The 17,348-nt window shown below is 72.9% G+C and carries 3 protein-coding genes; 1 reads left to right on the forward strand and 2 read right to left on the reverse strand.

Annotated features, from left to right (window positions below):
- Together ABZ953_RS38700 and ABZ953_RS38705 are read right to left on the reverse strand one after the other, a co-directional pair.
- Nucleotides 1–6,455: type I polyketide synthase (locus ABZ953_RS38700; RefSeq protein ID WP_361734127.1), on the reverse strand; the 6,455-nt coding region annotated here is incomplete at its 3' end.
- Nucleotides 6,456–6,484: 29 nt separating this feature from the next.
- Nucleotides 6,485–17,158, reverse strand: a complete 10,674-nt coding sequence (locus ABZ953_RS38705; RefSeq protein WP_361734129.1) for an SDR family NAD(P)-dependent oxidoreductase — start codon at nucleotides 17,156–17,158, stop codon at nucleotides 6,485–6,487.
- Between ABZ953_RS38705 and ABZ953_RS38710 the strand changes: the two genes are divergently transcribed.
- On the forward strand, nucleotides 17,141–17,348 hold a 208-nt coding region (locus tag ABZ953_RS38710), incomplete at its 3' end, for a hypothetical protein (RefSeq protein ID WP_361734131.1). The two genes, ABZ953_RS38705 and ABZ953_RS38710, sit on opposite strands and share 18 nt — an antisense overlap.

Consider the following 17,348-nt stretch of genomic DNA (forward strand, 5'->3'; position numbering starts at 1 on the left):
CCCAACCACAACGGCCGGCCCCCCGACCGACCCTGCCCATACGTCGCCAACAACGCCTGCGCCTCAATCGGATCACCCAACGTCGTCCCCGTACCGTGCCCCTCCACCACATCCACATCACCAGCAGACAGCCGCCCACTCGCCAACGCCTGCCGAATCACCCGCTCCTGCGACGGACCATTCGGAGCCGTCAAACCATTACTCGCACCGTCCTGATTGACGGCCGACCCCCGTACCACAGCGAGGACTTGATGGTTGTTACGGCGGGCGTCCGAAAGACGTTCGAGGAGGACTACGCCGACGCCCTCGGAGAATCCGACTCCGTCGGCCGCGGCCGCGTACGGCTTGCAGCGGCCGTCGGGTGAGAGGCCGCGCTGGCGCGAGAAGCCCGCGAACATGTCGGGGTCGGCCACGACGGAGACGCCACCAGCCAGCGCCAGATCGCATTCGCCCTGGCGCAGCGCCTGCGCCGCCAGGTGGATGGAGACCAACGACGAGGAGCATGCTGTGTCCACCGTCACCGCCGGACCCTCCAGGCCGAAGGTGTAGGCGACACGGCCGGAGACCATGCTGCCGGTGCTCGCCAGGTAGGCGTAGCCCTCCAGTTGGGCGTCGGCCTCGGGGAAGGACTTGGCGTAGTCGTGGTTCATCAGGCCGACGTAGGTGCCGGTCAGGCTGCCCTTGAGCGTCGTCGGGTCGATACCCGCACGCTCGAACACCTCCCACGACGCCTCCAGCAACAACCGCTGCTGCGGATCCATCGCCAACGCCTCACGCGGATTGATCCCAAAGAACGCCGCATCGAAATCACCCGCATCCGGCAGGAAGCCGCCCTGGTCGGCGTAGCTGGTGCCGGTGTGCTCGGGGTCCGGGTGGAAGAGGTGTTCCAGGTCCCAGCCGCGGTCGGTGGGGAAGGCGCCCATCGCGTCCGTGCGGGCGTCGAGCAGGCTCCACAGGTCTTCGGCGGAGGCGACGCCCCCCGGGAATCGGCAGGTCATGGCGACGATCGCGATCGGGTCGTCGGTGTCGGCCGTCTCCTGCCGCGAAGGCGGTACGACGGGTGCGGATACGGTCGCGGGTGCGGACCCGGCGGACGACCCAGTGGACGACCCGGCGCACGAGGCTCCCGCCAGGCGGTGGGCCAGGTGGATGGCGAGGGCCTGGGGCGTGGGGTGGTCGAAGACGAGTGTGGCGGGCAGCCGTTCGCCGCAGGCGGCCGAGAGGCGGTTGCGCAGTTCCACCGCTGTCAGCGAGTCGAATCCCAGGTCCTTGAAGGCGATGTCGACCTTCACCTGGGCCGCCGATCCATGGCCGAGGACGGCCGCGACGTACTCGCGTACGACATCGGTGAGGATCTGCAGGCGGCCTTCCTCGTCGAGGCCGGTCAGGCGGCTCGCGAGGGCTCCGTCGGCGAGGCCTTCGGAGGCCACGCGCCGCCGTGTGCCGGAGGCGGTGAGCGTGCGCAGCAGCGGGGACAGGCCGTCCGTCACGGCACGCGGGTCGAGGTCGGCCGCGACCACGTACGCGCGGTCGTGGGCGCGGGCGGCGTCGAACAGCGCCAGGCCGCCTTCGTCGGTGAGCGCGGCGAATCCGGTGCGCTTCATGCGCGCGAGGTCCGTCTGGCTCAGCTGCCCGGTCATGCCGCTGGTCGCCTGCCACAGTCCCCAGGCGATCGAGAGGCCCGCGAGGCCCTGGGCGCGCCGGTGCTGGATGAGGGCGTCGCAGTAGGCGTTCGCGGCCGCGTAGTTGGCCTGGCCGGGACTGCCGAGCGAGGCGGCCGCCGAGGAGAACACCACGAACAGGTCGAGGGGCGTCTCCCGGGTCGCCTCGTGCAGCAGCCGTGCCGATGTCGCCTTCGCGGCCCATACCCGGGCGAGGCTCTCGGGGGTCTGCGCAGTGACGACGGCGTCGTCCAGGACACCGGCGGCGTGGATCACGCCGGTCAGCGGATGCGCCGGGTCGACCGATCCGATCAGTTCGGCGACCGACTCCACGTCACTGACGTCGGCGGTCGCGAGAGTCACGGATGCACCCAACTCGCGTAGTGCAGCCGCTAGTTCCGTGCTGCCGGGGGCGGTGTCGCCGCGGCGGCTCGCCAGCAGCAGGTGTCGTACGCCCCACTCCTTCACGAGGTGGTCGGCCACCAGTCGGCCCAGTACGCCGGTGCCTCCCGTGATGAGGACCGTGCCGTTCGGGTCGATGCTGTTCGGGACGATGCTGTTCGGGACGGTGGCCTGGGGGGCGGTGGCTTCGGGTGCGGCACGGACGAGCCGGGGCACACGTGTCTCGCCTCCGTGCACGGCCAGTTGCGGTTCGTCCAGGTGGGCCGCCGTCATGGCCGCGGCGAGCGTGTCGTCCGGGCCGAGGTCGACCAGCGTGAAGCGGCCGGGGTTCTCCGACTGGGCGCTTCGGACGAGGCCCCATACGGCGGCGGCCGCCACGTCCAGATCCGCGTGTGCATCTACGTGTGCGCCCCGCGTCACCAGCACGAGGCGTGCGTCGGTCAGAGGTGAGGCGAGCCATGTCTGGACGAGGTCGAGCACCTGGGTGGCGAGTGCCAGACCGTCGTCGCCCGGGGCGGGTGCGACGGGTGCGGCCACCAACGTCGGCGCCGGGGTGCCCGCCTCGACGGACGCCAGCAGGTCGGGAAGGCTCGCGATGTCCTCGCCGAGCGTCACCCACTCATGCGCGTCCTGTAGAGATGCGGAGGTGCTGTCGGGTGCGGTCCACTCCAGGTCGAACAGGCCGTGCCGGTCGTGGGCGGCGGCCGCGGCGAGGCGGCCGGTGTCGGTCGGGCGCGAGCGCAGGTCGCCCACGGTGAGCACCGGGGCGCCCACCGCGTCGGCCACCGTGATCCGCAGGCCTTGGTCGATCCGCTCGCCGAGGAGGGTGAGCCGGACCCGGATCGTGGTGGCCCGTACGGCGTGCAGCGCCACGTCGTTCCAGGCGAACGGCAGCCAGATCTGACCGGTGTCGGTCGTATTAGTGGACGGCAGCAGCAGGGCCGCAGGCTGCAGGACGGCGTCGAAGAGGGCCGGGTGGATGCCGAAGCCGTCCGGGTCGCCGGCCTCCTTGGGCAACGCGACCTCGGCGAGGACGTCCTTGCCGTGCCGCCACAGGGCCCGCACCCCGCGGAACGCGGGGCCGTAGCCGTATCCGGCCCGGTCGGCCCGTGCGTAGAGATCCTCGGGGTCGGCCGGTTCGGCACCGACCGGGGGCCATGCGCCGTCCAGGGCCTCGGCTCCGCCGTCCGCCGGTTCGGGGCCGAGCACGCCGGTTGCGTGGCAGGTCCAGGGCCGGGACAGCGCGAAGGCGTCGTCGCCATCGGGCCGGGAGAACACGTGGACGTCGCGTCGGCCACGTGTGTCGGCCGCGTCCACGACGACCTGGATCTGCAGGCTGCCGGAGTCGGGCAGGACGAGCGGCGTCTGCAGGGTCAGTTCCTCCAGGGCGGGGCAGCCCGCCGCGTCGGCCGCCCGCAGCACCCACTCCACCTGCGCGGCGCCGGGAACCAGTGCCTGGCCCGCCACGACGTGGTCGTCCAGCCAGGATGCCGACTGCCGCGACAACCGCCCGCTGAGCAGGTGTACGTCGCCGGCGGCGAGGCCCACGGAGGCGCCGAGGAGCGGGTGTCCGGACGCGGCGAGGCCGAGCCCGGCAGGGTCACCGGCCTTTCCGTTGGCGGGAGCGAGCCAGAACTCCTGGCGCTGGAAGGCGTAGGTGGGCAGCTCGACGGTACGAGGGGTGGGGTCGGCCGGGAACCAGCGGCGCCAGTCGACGTCGGCTCCGGCGGTGAAGGCGTGGGCGGCGGCGCGGGCGAGCTGGGTGGCGTCGCCGTGGTCACGGCGCAGGGTCGTCACGACGGTGGCGGGCGCTTCGGCCCGTTCGATGAGTCCTTCGGTCGCCAGGTTGAGGACGGGGTGGGGGCTGACCTCGATGAAGAGCCGGTAGCCGTCCGCCAGCAGCGCGTCGACGGTGTCGGCGAAACGTACCGTTCGACGGACGTTCGTCACCCAGTACGCGGTGTCGAGGCCGGTGGTGTCGGGCAGGTGGCCGCCGGTGACGGTGGAGTAGAAGGCGACGTCGGTGGCGGCAGGGTTGATCCCGGCGAGGCCCTCGGCGAGCTGATCCAGGATCGCGTCCAGCTGCGGTCCGTGGCCGGCGACGTCGGAGGCGACGGCGCGGGCGCGCAGGCCGCGTTCCTTGGCGTCGGCGACTACGGCGGCGATGCCCTCGGGCGGGCCCGAGATGACCGTGGACGAGGGCCCGTTGACGGCGGCGACGACGACACCGGCATGGCCGTCGATCAGGTCGGCGGCCTGCTCCTGACTCATTCCGAGGGACGCCATGCCGCCGCGGCCGGACAGTTGCCGCAGCAGGACACTGCGTACGGCGACGATGCGGGCGCCCTCCTCCAGCGTGATCGCGCCCACGACACATGCGGCGGCTATCTCGCCCTGCGAGTGTCCGACGACGGCGGCGGGCTCGACGCCCTGGTCGGCCCAGACAGCGGCGAGCGCGACCATCACCGCCCACAGCACCGGCTGGACGACGTCGATCCGTGACAGTTCCGACCCGTCGCCGCGCAGGAGCTCCGTCAGGGACCAGTCGACGTGCGCGGAGAGCGCCTGCTCGCACTCGGCGATCCGGGCCGCGAACACCGGGGACTCGTCGAGGAGTCGGGCGCCCATGCCCACCCACTGTCCTCCCTGCCCCGGGAACACCAGGACCGGACCCGGGCCTGTGGCGCCGACGGCTCCGGACACCACGTCCGGCGACGCCTCTCCCGCAGCGAGCGACCGCAGTCCGGCCAGGAGTTCCGGGCGGTCCTTGCCGATGACCACGGCCCGGTTCTCGAACACCGATCGTGTGGTGGTGAGCGACCAGCCCACCTCCCCGGTAGAAGGAGATGCAGCGGGCAGCGGCTCGGCGCTCACCTGCTCGGCGCTCACCTGCTCGGCGAGCCGCGCGGCCTGGGCCCGCAGCGCCTCCTCGCCCCGCGCCGAGATCACCCACGGCACCACGGCGCCCGGCGACCACGGCTCGGCCGCGTCCTGCCGAGGGGCCACGTCCTCCGGCGCCTCCTCCAGGATCACGTGGGCGTTCGTCCCCGACATGCCGAAGGCGGACACGCCTGCCCGGCGCGGGCGTTCGCCGCGCGACCACGGGACCGGTTCGGTCAGCAGCCTGACGGATCCCGCGGCCCAGTCGACGTGCGGGGTGGGCTCATCGACGTACAAGGTGGCGGGCAGCAGTTCGCGCCGCAGCGCCATCACCATCTTGATGACGCCCGCGACACCGGCGGCGCCCTGCGGGTGGCCGATGTTCGACTTGACCGAGCCGAGCCACAGCGGCCGGTCCTCGTCCCGGTCGCGGCCGTACGTGGCGAGCAGCGCCCCGGCCTCGATGGGGTCGCCGAGCCTGGTGCCGGTGCCGTGCGCCTCGACCGCGTCGACCTCGGCGGCGCCCAGACCGGCGTTGGCGAGGGCGGCGCGGATGACGCGTTCCTGCGAGGGACCGTTGGGGGCGGTCAGACCGTTGCTCGCGCCGTCCTGGTTGACGGCCGAGCCACGGATCACGGCGAGGACCTGGTGGCCGTTGCGGCGGGCGTCGGAGAGACGCTCCAAGAGGATCAGACCGGCGCCCTCGGAGAAACCCGTACCGTCGGCCGAGGCGGCGAACGCCTTGGAGCGGCCGTCGGGAGACAGCGCGCCCTGGCGCGAGAACTCGGTGAACGCGCCGGGTGTCGACATCACCGTCACACCGCCTGCCAGGGCCAGGTCACACTCGCCCACCCGCAGCGCCTGCGCCGCCAGATGCATCGCGACCAGCGACGACGAGCACGCCGTGTCGACGCTCACCGACGGGCCTTCCAGGCCGAGGGTGAAGGAGACGCGGCCCGAGAGGACGCTCAGCGCGTTGCCCGTCAGAAGGTGGCCCTCCACCGTCCTGTCGGGCTGCGCGCCGCCGAAGCCGAGCACCCCGGCCCCGACGTAGACGCCGGTGGGGGTGAGCTTCAGCGCCGCGGGATCGATACCGGCCCGCTCCAGGAGCTGCCAGGCCGTCTCCATCAGCACCCGCTGCTGCGGGTCCATGGCCAGCGCCTCGCGCGGGCTGATCCCGAAGAACGACGCGTCGAAGGCCGGGGCGTCATGCAGGAAGCCGCCGCGGCGCACGTAGCTGGTGCCGGGGTGGTCGGGGTCCGGGTGGTAGAGGCTCTCCAGGTCCCAGCCCCGGTTGACGGGGAAGTCCCCGATGGCGTCGCCGCCCTCGGAGACGAGCTCCCACAGGGCCTCGGGCGTGCGGGTGTCGCCGGGGAAGCGGCACGCCATGGAGACGATGGCGATCGGTTCCTGGGAACGCTCCTCCACCTCGCGCAGCCGCTGGCGGGCCTGGCCGAGGTCCACTGTGACCCGCTTCAGATACTGACGGAGCTTGTCTTCGTTACTCGCCATCTAGCGTCACTTCTCCATCAATGAAGGGCTCACAGTTCTCGGTCGATGAACTCGAACATCTCGTCGTCGGAGACGTCGTCGAGCGCATCCAGGTCGGCGGCGCCCGACGCGCCCGACGCCGCACCACCGGCGGCTCCATTCAGCTTGGACAGCAGGGTGTTGAGGCGCCTGGCGACCCGGCCCCGCGCGTCGTCGTCGAGGGCGAGTGACTCCAAGGAGGTCTCGATTCTGCCGAGTTCGTTGAGCACCGGGTCCGCCGCGTCCTTGCGGGGCGGCGGGGCGCCGTCGGGCGACAGGCGCTCCAGGAGGTGTTCGACGAGCGCGGTGGACTCCGGGTAGTCGAAGACGAGCGCCGCGGGCAGTTTGAGGCCGGTGGCGGCCGCCAGCCGGTTGCGCAGTTCCACGGCGGTCAGGGAGTCGAAGCCGAGCTCCTTGAACGACGTGTCCGGACGGATGGTGTCGAGGACGTCGGGACCGGTGTGCCCGAGCACCCCGGCGACGTTGCTGCGGACGAGTTCGAGGAGGAGTCGGCGCCGCTCGGGCGCCGGAAGTCCGGCGAGCCGGGTGGCGAGGCCGTCCGCCGAGGCGGCCGGTCCCGTGGCCGCGGCCCGGCGGGCGCTGCGGCCTCCCGGTGCCGCGGTGGCGAGGGCGCGCAGGAGGGTGGGCCGGGTGGCGGCGGGCTGCGCGGCGACGGCTCGCGCGTCGAGATCCACCGCGATGACGTGCGGCCGGCCGTGGGTGCGGGCGGCGTCGAGGAGCGTCAGGCCGTGCTCGGTGGTCAGCGGGGTGAAGCCGGTGCGTTTCATGCGGGCCAGATCGGTCTCGCTCAGGTGTCCGGTCATGCCGCTCGCCGTCCGCCACAGTCCCCAGCCGATCGACAGGCCCGCGAGGCCCTGGGCGCGACGGTGCTGGACGAGGGCGTCGCAGTAGGCGTTCGCGGCCGCGTAGTTGGCTTGGCCTGGGCTGCCGAGCGTCGCCGCCCCCGAGGAGAACACCACGAACAAGCCGAGCCCCATCTCGCGAGTCGCTTCGTGCAGCAGCCGTGCCGCGGTCGCCTTCGCCGCCCACACCCTGGCCAGGCTCTCGGGCGTCTGCGCGGTGACGACGGCGTCGTCCAGGACACCGGCGGCGTGGATCACACCGGTCAGCGGATGGGCCGGGTCCGGCTTGCCGACGAGCTCGGCCACGGCTTCCGGGTCGCTGACGTCGGCTGCGACGACGGTCACGTCGGCGCCCAACTCGACGAGCCTGGCCGCGAGTTCACTGCTTCCCGGTGCTTCCGGCCCGCGCCTTCCGGCCAGCAGCAGGTGTCGTACGCCCCACTCCTTGACCAGGCGCTCGGCCACCGCGGCGGCGAGGACGCCGGTGCCGCCGGTGATGAGTACGGTGCCGTCCGGGTCGAGGCCGGGCGGGATCTCCAGGACCAGCTTGCCGGTGTGCTTCGCCTGACTCATGAACCGGAACGCGTCCCGCGCCCGCGCCAGCGGCCAGGAAGCGACCGGCAGCGGGCGCAGAACACCGGAGGCGAACAACTCCCCCAGCTCCGCGAGCATTTCGCCGATCCGGTCGGGTCCCGCGTGCGGCACCAGGTCGAAGGCCCGGTACCAGGCGCCCGCGTGGTCGGCGCCGACCCGGTCGGGATCGCGCTTATCGGTCTTTCCCATGTCGACCATGCGCCCGCCCTCGGCGAGCAGCCGCAGGGAGGCATCGGTGAACTCCCCGGCCAGGCTGTTGAGTACGACGTCCATGCCCCGCCCGCCCGTCGCCTCCCGCAGCGCCTCCTCGAAGACGAGGTCGCGGGACGACGCGCGGTGGGCCGCGTCGATTCCCATGCCATCGAGAACACCATGCTTGGCGGGGCTCGCGGTGGCGTACACCTCGGCGCCCAGGTGGCGGGCGATCTGGGTGGCGGCCATGCCCACGCCGCCGGTTCCGGCATGGATGAGCAGCGTTTCACCCGCCCGGAGGCGACCGAGGTCCACCAGCCCGTACCAGGCCGTCAGGAACACCACGGGCACCGCCGCGGCCTCCCGGAGGCTCCAGCCCTCCGGCACCGGAACGACCATCCGGGCGTCCGCGACCGCGAGCGGGGCGAACGCACCCTCGAACAGGCCCAGCACGCGGTCACCGACCGACAGATGTGTGACGCCGGGCCCGACCTCCGTCACATGACCGGCACCCTCACTCCCCGCGAACGTCCCCTTGTCGGGATACATCCCCAACGCGATCAGCACGTCACGGAAGTTCATGCCCGCCGCCTGCACGGAGATCCGCACCTGCCCGGCCTCCAACGGCGCGAGCGCCTCCGGGGCGTCGATCACGGACAGGTTCTCCAGGGTGGCGGTGCCCGAGGTGCCGAGGCGCCAGACGGGCGCACCGGTCGGCGGCAGCAGCTCTTCGGGGGCGCCTGCGGGTACCAGCCGAGGTACGAGCAAGGTGGTTTCACGCAGGGCGAGTTGAGGTTCGTCGAGGCCCTCGATGGCGTCACGCAGTATGGCCTGCGGCAGGCCTCCGCCCCCTGTGCGGTTGTCACCCACCTCGACTTCTGCTTCTACTTCTGCTGCTGCTTCTACTTCTGCTGCTGCTTCAAACTCGACATCGAGCAGGGCGAACCGGCCCGGGTTCTCCGCCTGCGCGCTGCGCATCAGACCCCAGACAGCCGCCGCCGAGGCATCCACGTCAGCGCCACTGTCCGTAACCACCCCTCCCCGCGTCACCACGAGAAGACGGGACTCGGCCAGCTCAGGTGCCGCCAAGAACTCCTGCGCCAATGCCAACACGCGCTCCACCACCGGCAAGCCACCGTCGTCCGAGTCGTCCCCGTCGTCCCCGACAGAAGCCTCGACCGGGGCGACCACCGCCCATGGCGCGTCCGCACCCACCGGCACCACATCAGCCGGACCAACACCACCCGACAACCAGAGCCAACCGTCACCGTCGACCGCCCCGCCGGTGTCCATGACCGGGAGAGGCGTCCAGTCCACGGTGTAGAGCCCGTCGGCACCACCGTCAGCCGTGGCCGCCAACTGCGCTGGATCCGCCGCCCGGAGTGTCAGCGCGTCCACCCCCAAGACGGGCGCGCCGGTACTGTCGGCGATCTCGACCCGCAGACCCCGCTCGGCCGAGTCCTCCTCCGGGGTGAGCCGTACGCGGATATGGGTCGCTCCATCCGCACGCAGCGACACACCGTGCCACGCGAACGGCAGCCACATCTTCCCGTCGTCGGGCCGGTCGAGGAGCATCAGCGGGTGCAGGGCGGCATCCAGCAAGGCGGGGTGAATGCCGAAGCCGTCCTGAGCTCCCGCCTGTTCGGGCAACGTCACCTCGGCGAGCAGTTCGGGTCCGTGCCGCCACAGCGCCTTCACCCCCTGGAACGAAGGCGCGTACGCGTACCCGGCCTCCGCGGCCCGCGCGTAGAAGTCCGCGACGTCCACCGCCTCGGCGCCGGGCGGGGGCCATTGCTGGCTCAATGCCCCTTCTACTGCTACGACTTCGACGCTCAGCACACCCACCGCATGGCACAGCCACGGGGCGCCGTCCGTATGCTCCGGGCGCGAGTACACGTGTACGTCACGTCGGCCCTGCTCGTCCGCCGCGCCCACGACCACTTGAACCTGCACACCCCCGGAGTCGGGGAGCACCAGGGGCGCCTGAAGCAGCAACTCCTCAACGGTGACGCAACCCGCCTCGTCGGCGGCCCGCAACGCCCACTCGACCATCGCCGCGCCGGGCACCAGCACTGACCCGGCCACCACGTGTTCGGCCAGCCATGAGGGGGCCTTGCGAGAGAGCCGCCCGGTGAGCAGGTACGAGTCCGACTCGGCGAGTTCCACGCAGGCACCCAGCAGCGGATGTCCGGCGGAAGACATGCCGAGGTCGGCGGCGTCCCCGGTGAGTCCGGCAGGCTCCTCCAACCAGTAGCGCTCGTGCTGGAAGGCGTAGGTGGGGAGGTCGACGGTACGGGGGGTGGGGTCGGCCGGGAACCAGCGGCGCCAGTCGATGTCGGCTCCGGCGGTGAAGGCGTGGGCGGCGGCGCGGGCGAGCTGGGTGGCGTCGCCGTGATCGCGCCGCAGGGTGGGCACGACGGTGGCGGGCAGGTCGGCCCGCTCGATGGTCTCTTCCATGCCGAGGTTGAGGACGGGGTGCGGGCTGGCCTCGATGAACAGGCGGTAGCCGTCGGCCAGCAGTGCCTCGATCGTGTCGGCGAAGCGGACGGGCTGGCGGAGGTTGGTGACCCAGTAGCCGGTGTCGAGCTGCGCCGTGTCGTCGAGGCGCTCGGCGCTCACCGTGGAGTAGAAGGCCACGTCCGTGCGGGATGGCTGGATGTCGGCAAGGCGGTCGGTGAGCAGGTCATGGAGTGCGTCGATCTGCGGACCGTGGGAGGCATAGCCGACGTCGATGACCCGGGCCCGCAGACCACGCGCCTCCGCCTCCGCCACCACAGCCGCCACCTGCTCAGGCGGACCCGAAATCACCGTGGAGGAGGGCCCGTTGACGGCGGCGACGCACACCCCGGGCCGGTCACCGATGAGGTCGGCGGCCTGCTCGGCACTGGTACTCAGCGACGCCATGTCCCCGTACCCCTGCAACTGCCGCAACGCGTCACTGCGTACGGCCACGATCCGCGCGGCATCCTCCAGCGACAGCGCACCGGCGACACACGCGGCAGCCATCTCACCCTGCGAATGCCCCACCACAGCGGCCGGAGTGACCCCACAGTCCGCCCACACCGCGGCCAGTGACACCATCACCGCCCACAGCACCGGCTGCACGACCTCGACCCGCGACAGCTCACTCCCATCCCCGCGCAATACATCGACCAGAGACCAGTCCACATACACCGACAGGGCCTGCTCACACTCCGCGATCCGCGCCGCGAACACCGGCGACTCATCCAGCAGCTGAGCCCCCATCCCCACCCACTGCGACCCCTGCCCCGGAAACACCAACACCGGCCCCGCACCCACACCACCCGCAACCCCGGACACCACACCCCCGGAGGCCTCACCCGCCGCCAGCGCCCCAAGACCGGCCGTCAGCGCATCCCGGTCCCGGCCCACCACCACAGCCCGGTGCTCGAACACCGACCGGCTCGTAGCCAGCGACCACCCCACCTCAACAGGCCGCACCCCCGCGTCACCCGCAACGAACTCACCCAGACGCCGCGCCTGCCCCCGCAACGCCTCCCCACCACGCCCCGACACCACCCACGGCACCACCACCCCCACCGACGCACCCGCATCGACGGACGCCCCCATATCCCGCGAGGCATCCCCCGGCGCCTCCTCCAAAATCAGATGCGCGTTCGTCCCCGAGATCCCGAAGGAAGAGATCCCGGCGCGGCGTGCGCGGTCGCCGCGTGTCCACGGCACCGGCTCGGTCAGCAGTCGCACTCCGCCGCCGTCCCACTCCACGTGCGGGGTCGGCTCGTCGGCGTGGAGGGTGGCGGGGAGTTGCTCGTGGCGCAGCGCCATCACCATCTTGATGACGCCTGCCGCACCGGCGGCGGCCTGCGTGTGACCGATGTTCGACTTCACCGAGCCGAGCCACAACGGCCGCTCCTCGGACCGGCCTTGACCGTACGTGGCCAGCAGCGCCTGCGCCTCGATCGGGTCGCCCAGCGTGGTGCCCGTACCGTGCGCCTCCACCACGTCGATGTCCTCGGGGCCCCGGCCCGCGCCGGCCAGGGCGGTGCGGATGACGCGCTCCTGGGAGGGCCCGTTGGGGGCGGTCATGCCGTTGCTCGCGCCGTCCTGGTTCACGGCCGAACCGCGCAGCAGGGCGAGGACTTTGTGGCCGTTGCGGCGGGCGTCCGAGAGGCGCTCCAGGACGACGAGCCCGGCGCCCTCGCCCCAGCCGGTGCCGTCGGCGGCGGCCGCGAAGGGCTTGCAGCGGCCGTCGGCGGCGAGGCCGCGTTGGCGGGAGAACTCCACGAAGGTGTTAGGCGTCGCCATCACGGTCACGCCGCCCGCGAGTGCCAGGTCGCACTCGCCCTGGCGCAGCGCCTGGGACGCCAGGTGCATGGCCACCAGCGAGGAGGAGCAGGCGGTGTCCACCGTGATGGCGGGGCCCTCCAGGCCGAAGGTGTAGGCCACACGGCCGGAGGCCACGCTCGGTGTGCTGCCGGTCATGATGCGGCCCTCGAAGCCGTCCGGCTTGCGGGCGAGGAAGCGGGAGCCGTAGTCGTCGTACATGATCCCTGTGATGACGCCGCAGGAGGTGCCGCGCAGGGTGGCCGGGTCGATGCCCGCGTGCTCGAAGGCCTGCCAGGCGGTTTCGAGGAGCAGCCGCTGCTGCGGGTCGGTGGCGGCGGCCTCACGCGGGCTGATGCCGAAGAAGCCCGCGTCGAACCGGGCGGCGTCGTAGAGGAAGCCGCCTTCGCGGGTGTAGCTGTGGCCGACCCGGTCGGGGTCGGGGTCGAACAGGTCGGCCGTGTCCCAGCCGCGGTCCTCGGGGAACGGGCCGATGGCGTCGGTGCCGGTGGCCACGAGTTGCCACAGTTGCTCCGGCGAGGACACGCCGCCGGGGTAGTGGCAGGCCATGCCGACGATGGCGATGGGGTCGTCGTCGGTGGCCGTGGTGCGCGCCGTCGACCCGGAGGTGGCCGGGGAGGTGTGCGGATCGGCGTCGGGGAGGCGGCCGCGCAGGTGGCGGGCGAGGGCGCTCGGGCTGGGGTGGTCGAAGATGAGGGTGGCAGGCAGCCGGATGCCGGTGGCGGTGGAGAGGCGGTTGCGCAGTTCCAGGGCGGTGAGCGAGTCGAAGCCCAACTCCTGGAAGGCGCGGCTCAGTTCGATCGACTCGGGTGAGGGGTGTGCCAGGACGGTCGCGATCTGCTCGCGGATGAGTTCGGTGAGGGCGCGGTCCCGGTCGGCGGCGGACAGCCGGGCCAGACGGGCACCCCACGAGGAGGGCGTGGCCTCTTCGGTGGTGGCCGCGGCGGGTCGGGGCGTGCGCACCAGGTTGCGCAGGGCGGGTTGCAGGGTGCGGTCGGCCGCCTGGCCGCGCAGTACGGCGCGGTCGAATCGGGTCGCGAGGACCGTGGCGTACGGGGCGGTGAGGGCCGCGTCGAACAGGGCGAGGGCCTGGTCGTCTTCGAGGCCTGCCACGCCGGTGCGGTGGATGCGGGCGCGGTCGGTCTCGGCGAGCCGGGCGGCCATGCCTCCGGACGCGGACTCCCACAGGCCCCAGGCCAGGGAGGTGGCGGTCAGGCCGTGGGCGCGGCGGTGCTCGGCGAGGGCGTTGAGGAAGGCGTTGGCGGCGGCGTAGTTGGCCTGGCCGCCGTTGCCGAGGACGGAGGCGCCGGAGGAGAAGAGGACGAAGGCCGAGAGGTTCGCGTCGCGGGTGAGTTCGTGCAGGTGCCAGGCCGCGTCGGCCTTCGGCGCCAGGACCGCGTCGAGCCGGTCGGGGGTCATCGCCGTGACGAGGCTGTCGTCGATGATGCCCGCGGTGTGCACGACGGCGGTGAGCGGGTGGGCTGCGGGGATGTCGGACAGGAGTCCGGCCAGCGCGTCGGGGTCGGTGATGTCGCAGGCCGCGACGCGGATGTCGACGCCGTCGGGGGCGAGGTCGGCGCGCAGTTCGGCGAGGCCCTCTGCGGTCTCGCCCCGGCGGCTGGCGAGGAGCAGGTGGCGGGCACCGTGGGCGGTGGCCAGGTGGCGGGCTACGGCGCGGCCGAGACCCCCGGTGCCGCCGGTGATCAGGACGGTGCCCTCGGGGGCGAGGGGCGGCGCGACGGCCTCGGTCTGGGGCCGGGTCTTGGGATGGGGCTGCGGCTGTGGTTGCGGCTGCGGCGGGGTGACGGCGAGGCGCGGTACGAGCGCGGTGCCTGCGCGCAGGGTGATCTCGGACTCGGCGTGGGCGGTCGCGGCGACCAGGGCGGCGGGCAGGGCATGGCGTGAGGCGGCGTCCTGGTCGATGTCCACGAGGAGGACGCGGTCGGGCTGTTCGGCCTGGGCGGCTCGGACCAGTCCCCAGAGGGGGGCGGTGGTCAGGTCGGCGGGCTTGTCGCCGGTACGGGCGGTGACGGCGCCGGTGGTGAGGACGACGAGCCGGGCGGAGCCGAGGGTGTCCGCGGCGAACCAGTCGCGCAGCAGCTGCAGGGCGTGCCGGGCGTGGGTCCGTACCTGCGCGGGGACACCCTCCCCTGTGTCATCCGAGGCGGGGAAGGGTGCGAGGACGATGTCCGGTACGGGCTCGCCGTTCGCCACGGCGGCGGTCAGGGCGGCCAGGTCAGGGTGGGGTGCGGCGGGGCCGATGCCCGCGTCGTCGGGGCCGAGCACGGCCCATGTGCCGGTGGCCGACTGCCGCACGGGCAGCGGGAGTTCCTGCCAGTCCAGGTTGTGCAGAGGGGCTGTGGTGGCGGGGCGGGCGGCGCGCCAGCGGTCGGCGGGGATGAGTCGCAGTTGGAGGGTGTCGACAGTCGCGACCGGGGTGCCTTCGGGGTCGGTCAGGGTCAGCCGCAGCTGGTCGTCGCCGCGAGGGCTGAGGCGGGCCCGCAGTCGGGTGGCGCCGGTGGCGTACCGGCGAATGTCGCTGAAGGAGAACGGCAGCCGCACCGGTGCGTCCGCGTCACCCTCGCCGCCCTGGCTGCCCTCGCTGCCCTCGTTGCCCTCACGGTCGCGGTAGAGCTCGTCGACGGCGTGCAGGGCGGCGTCGAGCAGGGCGGGGTGCAAGGTGAACGCCGCGGCTTCGGCGCGTTGTTCGTCGGCGAGGCGGATGTCGGCGTACAGGTCGTCTCCGTGCCGCCAGGCCGCGTGGACGGCACGGAAGGCGGGCCCGTAGCAGTACCCCTGCGCGTCGAGGCGGTCGTACAGCGCGTCGACGTCGAGGGCGGTGGCGCCGGTGGGCGGCCAGGGCGTGGCGTCGGGCAGAGCCGGTTGGGTGGCCGGGCCCGGGCCTGGACCCGGACCCGGACCCGGACCCGGACCCGGACCCGGACCCGGGGCGAGGATGCCGGTGGCGTGGCGGCGCCAACCGTGGGTTCCCGTGTCGCCACCACCGTCACCGTCGTCGCCCTCGTCGTTGGCGGTGGGGTCATCGACGGCGGGGCGGGTGTGAATGGTGAGGGTGCGACGACCCGCCTCGTCCGGGGCGGCGAGAGCGAGCTGCACATGGGCGCCGCCGGTGCCCGCTCCACCACTAGGCCCTGCAAGCCCACCTGGCCCGCCAGGCCCGCCAGGCCCGCCGGACTCAGCAGACCCGCCAGGCCCAGCTCCGCTGCCGTCGAGCAGCAACGGGCTTTCGAGTGTGAGGTCGTCGACCATGTCGCAGTCGACGTACCGCCCGGCGAGCAGCGCGAGGTCGACGAAGGCGGTGGCGGGCAGCGGGACGCCGCCCGCGATGGCGTGGTCGGCGAGCCACGGATGCGTACGCAGGGACAGGCGTCCCGCGAGCAGGAGGCCGCCGTCGGCCTGCCGGATGGCGGCGGGCAGCAGCGGGTGGCCGGTGTCCTGAAGGTCGGCGGCGCGGGCCGGGGCCGCGATGTCGGGAGCGGCGCGCCAGTACCGGCGACGCTGGAACCGGTAGGTGGGGAGCGGCAGTTGAGCCGTGTCGCCGGGGATCAGGGAGGTGAGGTCGGCGGGGTGTCCGTCGGTGTGCAGTGCGGCGACGGCGCCGAGGAGCGTGCGGGTCTCGTCGTGTCCGGCGCGCAGGGTGGGGACGACGACCGGGGCCGCCGCTTCCGTGTCGTCCGAGTCGTCCGAGTCATCCGAGTCGTCCGACGCGGTGGCGGGGAGGCAGTCCTGGACCATGGTGGCGAGGACGGGGTCGGGGCCGAGCTCCACGTAACGCACGACGTTCCGGTCGCCGAGGGTGCGCAGGCCGTCCAAGAAGCGGACAGGTCGGCGGACGTGCCGCACCCAGTACTCGGGGTCGGTCAGGAGGCTCCTGTCGGCGAGCCCGCCGGTGAGGTTGGAGACGACGGGCACCGTCGGGGGGTGGAAGGCCAACGTGCGGACCACGCGCCGGAAGTCGTCGAGCATCGGCTCGATGAGCGGCGAGTGGAAGGCATGGCTTACATTGAGGCGCTTCGTCTTGAACCCGCGCCCGCGCAGGGCCTGTTCGGCGTCCACGACGGCGGACACCTCGCCGGAGACGACGACGGCGGTGGGGCCGTTGACGGCGGCGAGGGAGAGGCGCCCCTCCAGACCTTCGAGCAGCGGCAGTACGTCATCCTCGGCTGCCTGGACGGCGAGCATGGCGCCGCCGGAGGGCAGGGCCTGCATCAGGCGCCCGCGGGCCGCGACCAGCTTGCACGCGTCCGGCAGGGAGAGCACCCCGGCCACGTGCGCGGCGGCGATCTCGCCGACGGAGTGTCCGGTCAGGTGGCTGGGGGCGATCCCGAAGGAGGTGACCAGGCGGTACAGGGCGACTTCGAGGGCGAAGAGAGCGGCCTGCGTGACGCCCGTCCCGTGCAGGGTCGCAGCCTGTGCGGTGTCCGCGTGGGCGAACAGGACGGCGCGCAGGGGCTGTTCGAGGAGCGGGTCGAGGTGGACGCATATCTCGTCCAGGGCCTCGGCGAAGACATCGAAGTCCGCGTACAACTGGGCGCCCATGCCGGGCCGTTGGCTGCCCTGCCCGGTGAAGAGGAAGGCTGTGCCACCGCTCCTGGCCGGTCCCGCGGCGCGGGTGAGGGCGGGGTGGCTGCGCCCGCTCGCGAGCGCGGCCAGCGCGGCGGCCCGTTCGCCGTGATCGGCTCCGAGCACCACGGCACGGTGCTCGAACAGGGTGCGGCGCAGCAGGGTACCGGCGACGTCGGTCGCGAGGGCTCCGCTGCCAACGGCGGCCGCCGAGGCCTCGGAACGGGCGACACCGTCAGCGACATACCCCGCCAGCGCGTCCGCCTGGGCGCGCAGCGCGTCGGGGGTGCGCGCGGACAGCAGCCACGGCACCGGC

Source organism: Streptomyces sp. NPDC046465, assembly GCF_040646035.1.
GTDB lineage: Bacteria > Actinomycetota > Actinomycetes > Streptomycetales > Streptomycetaceae > Streptomyces.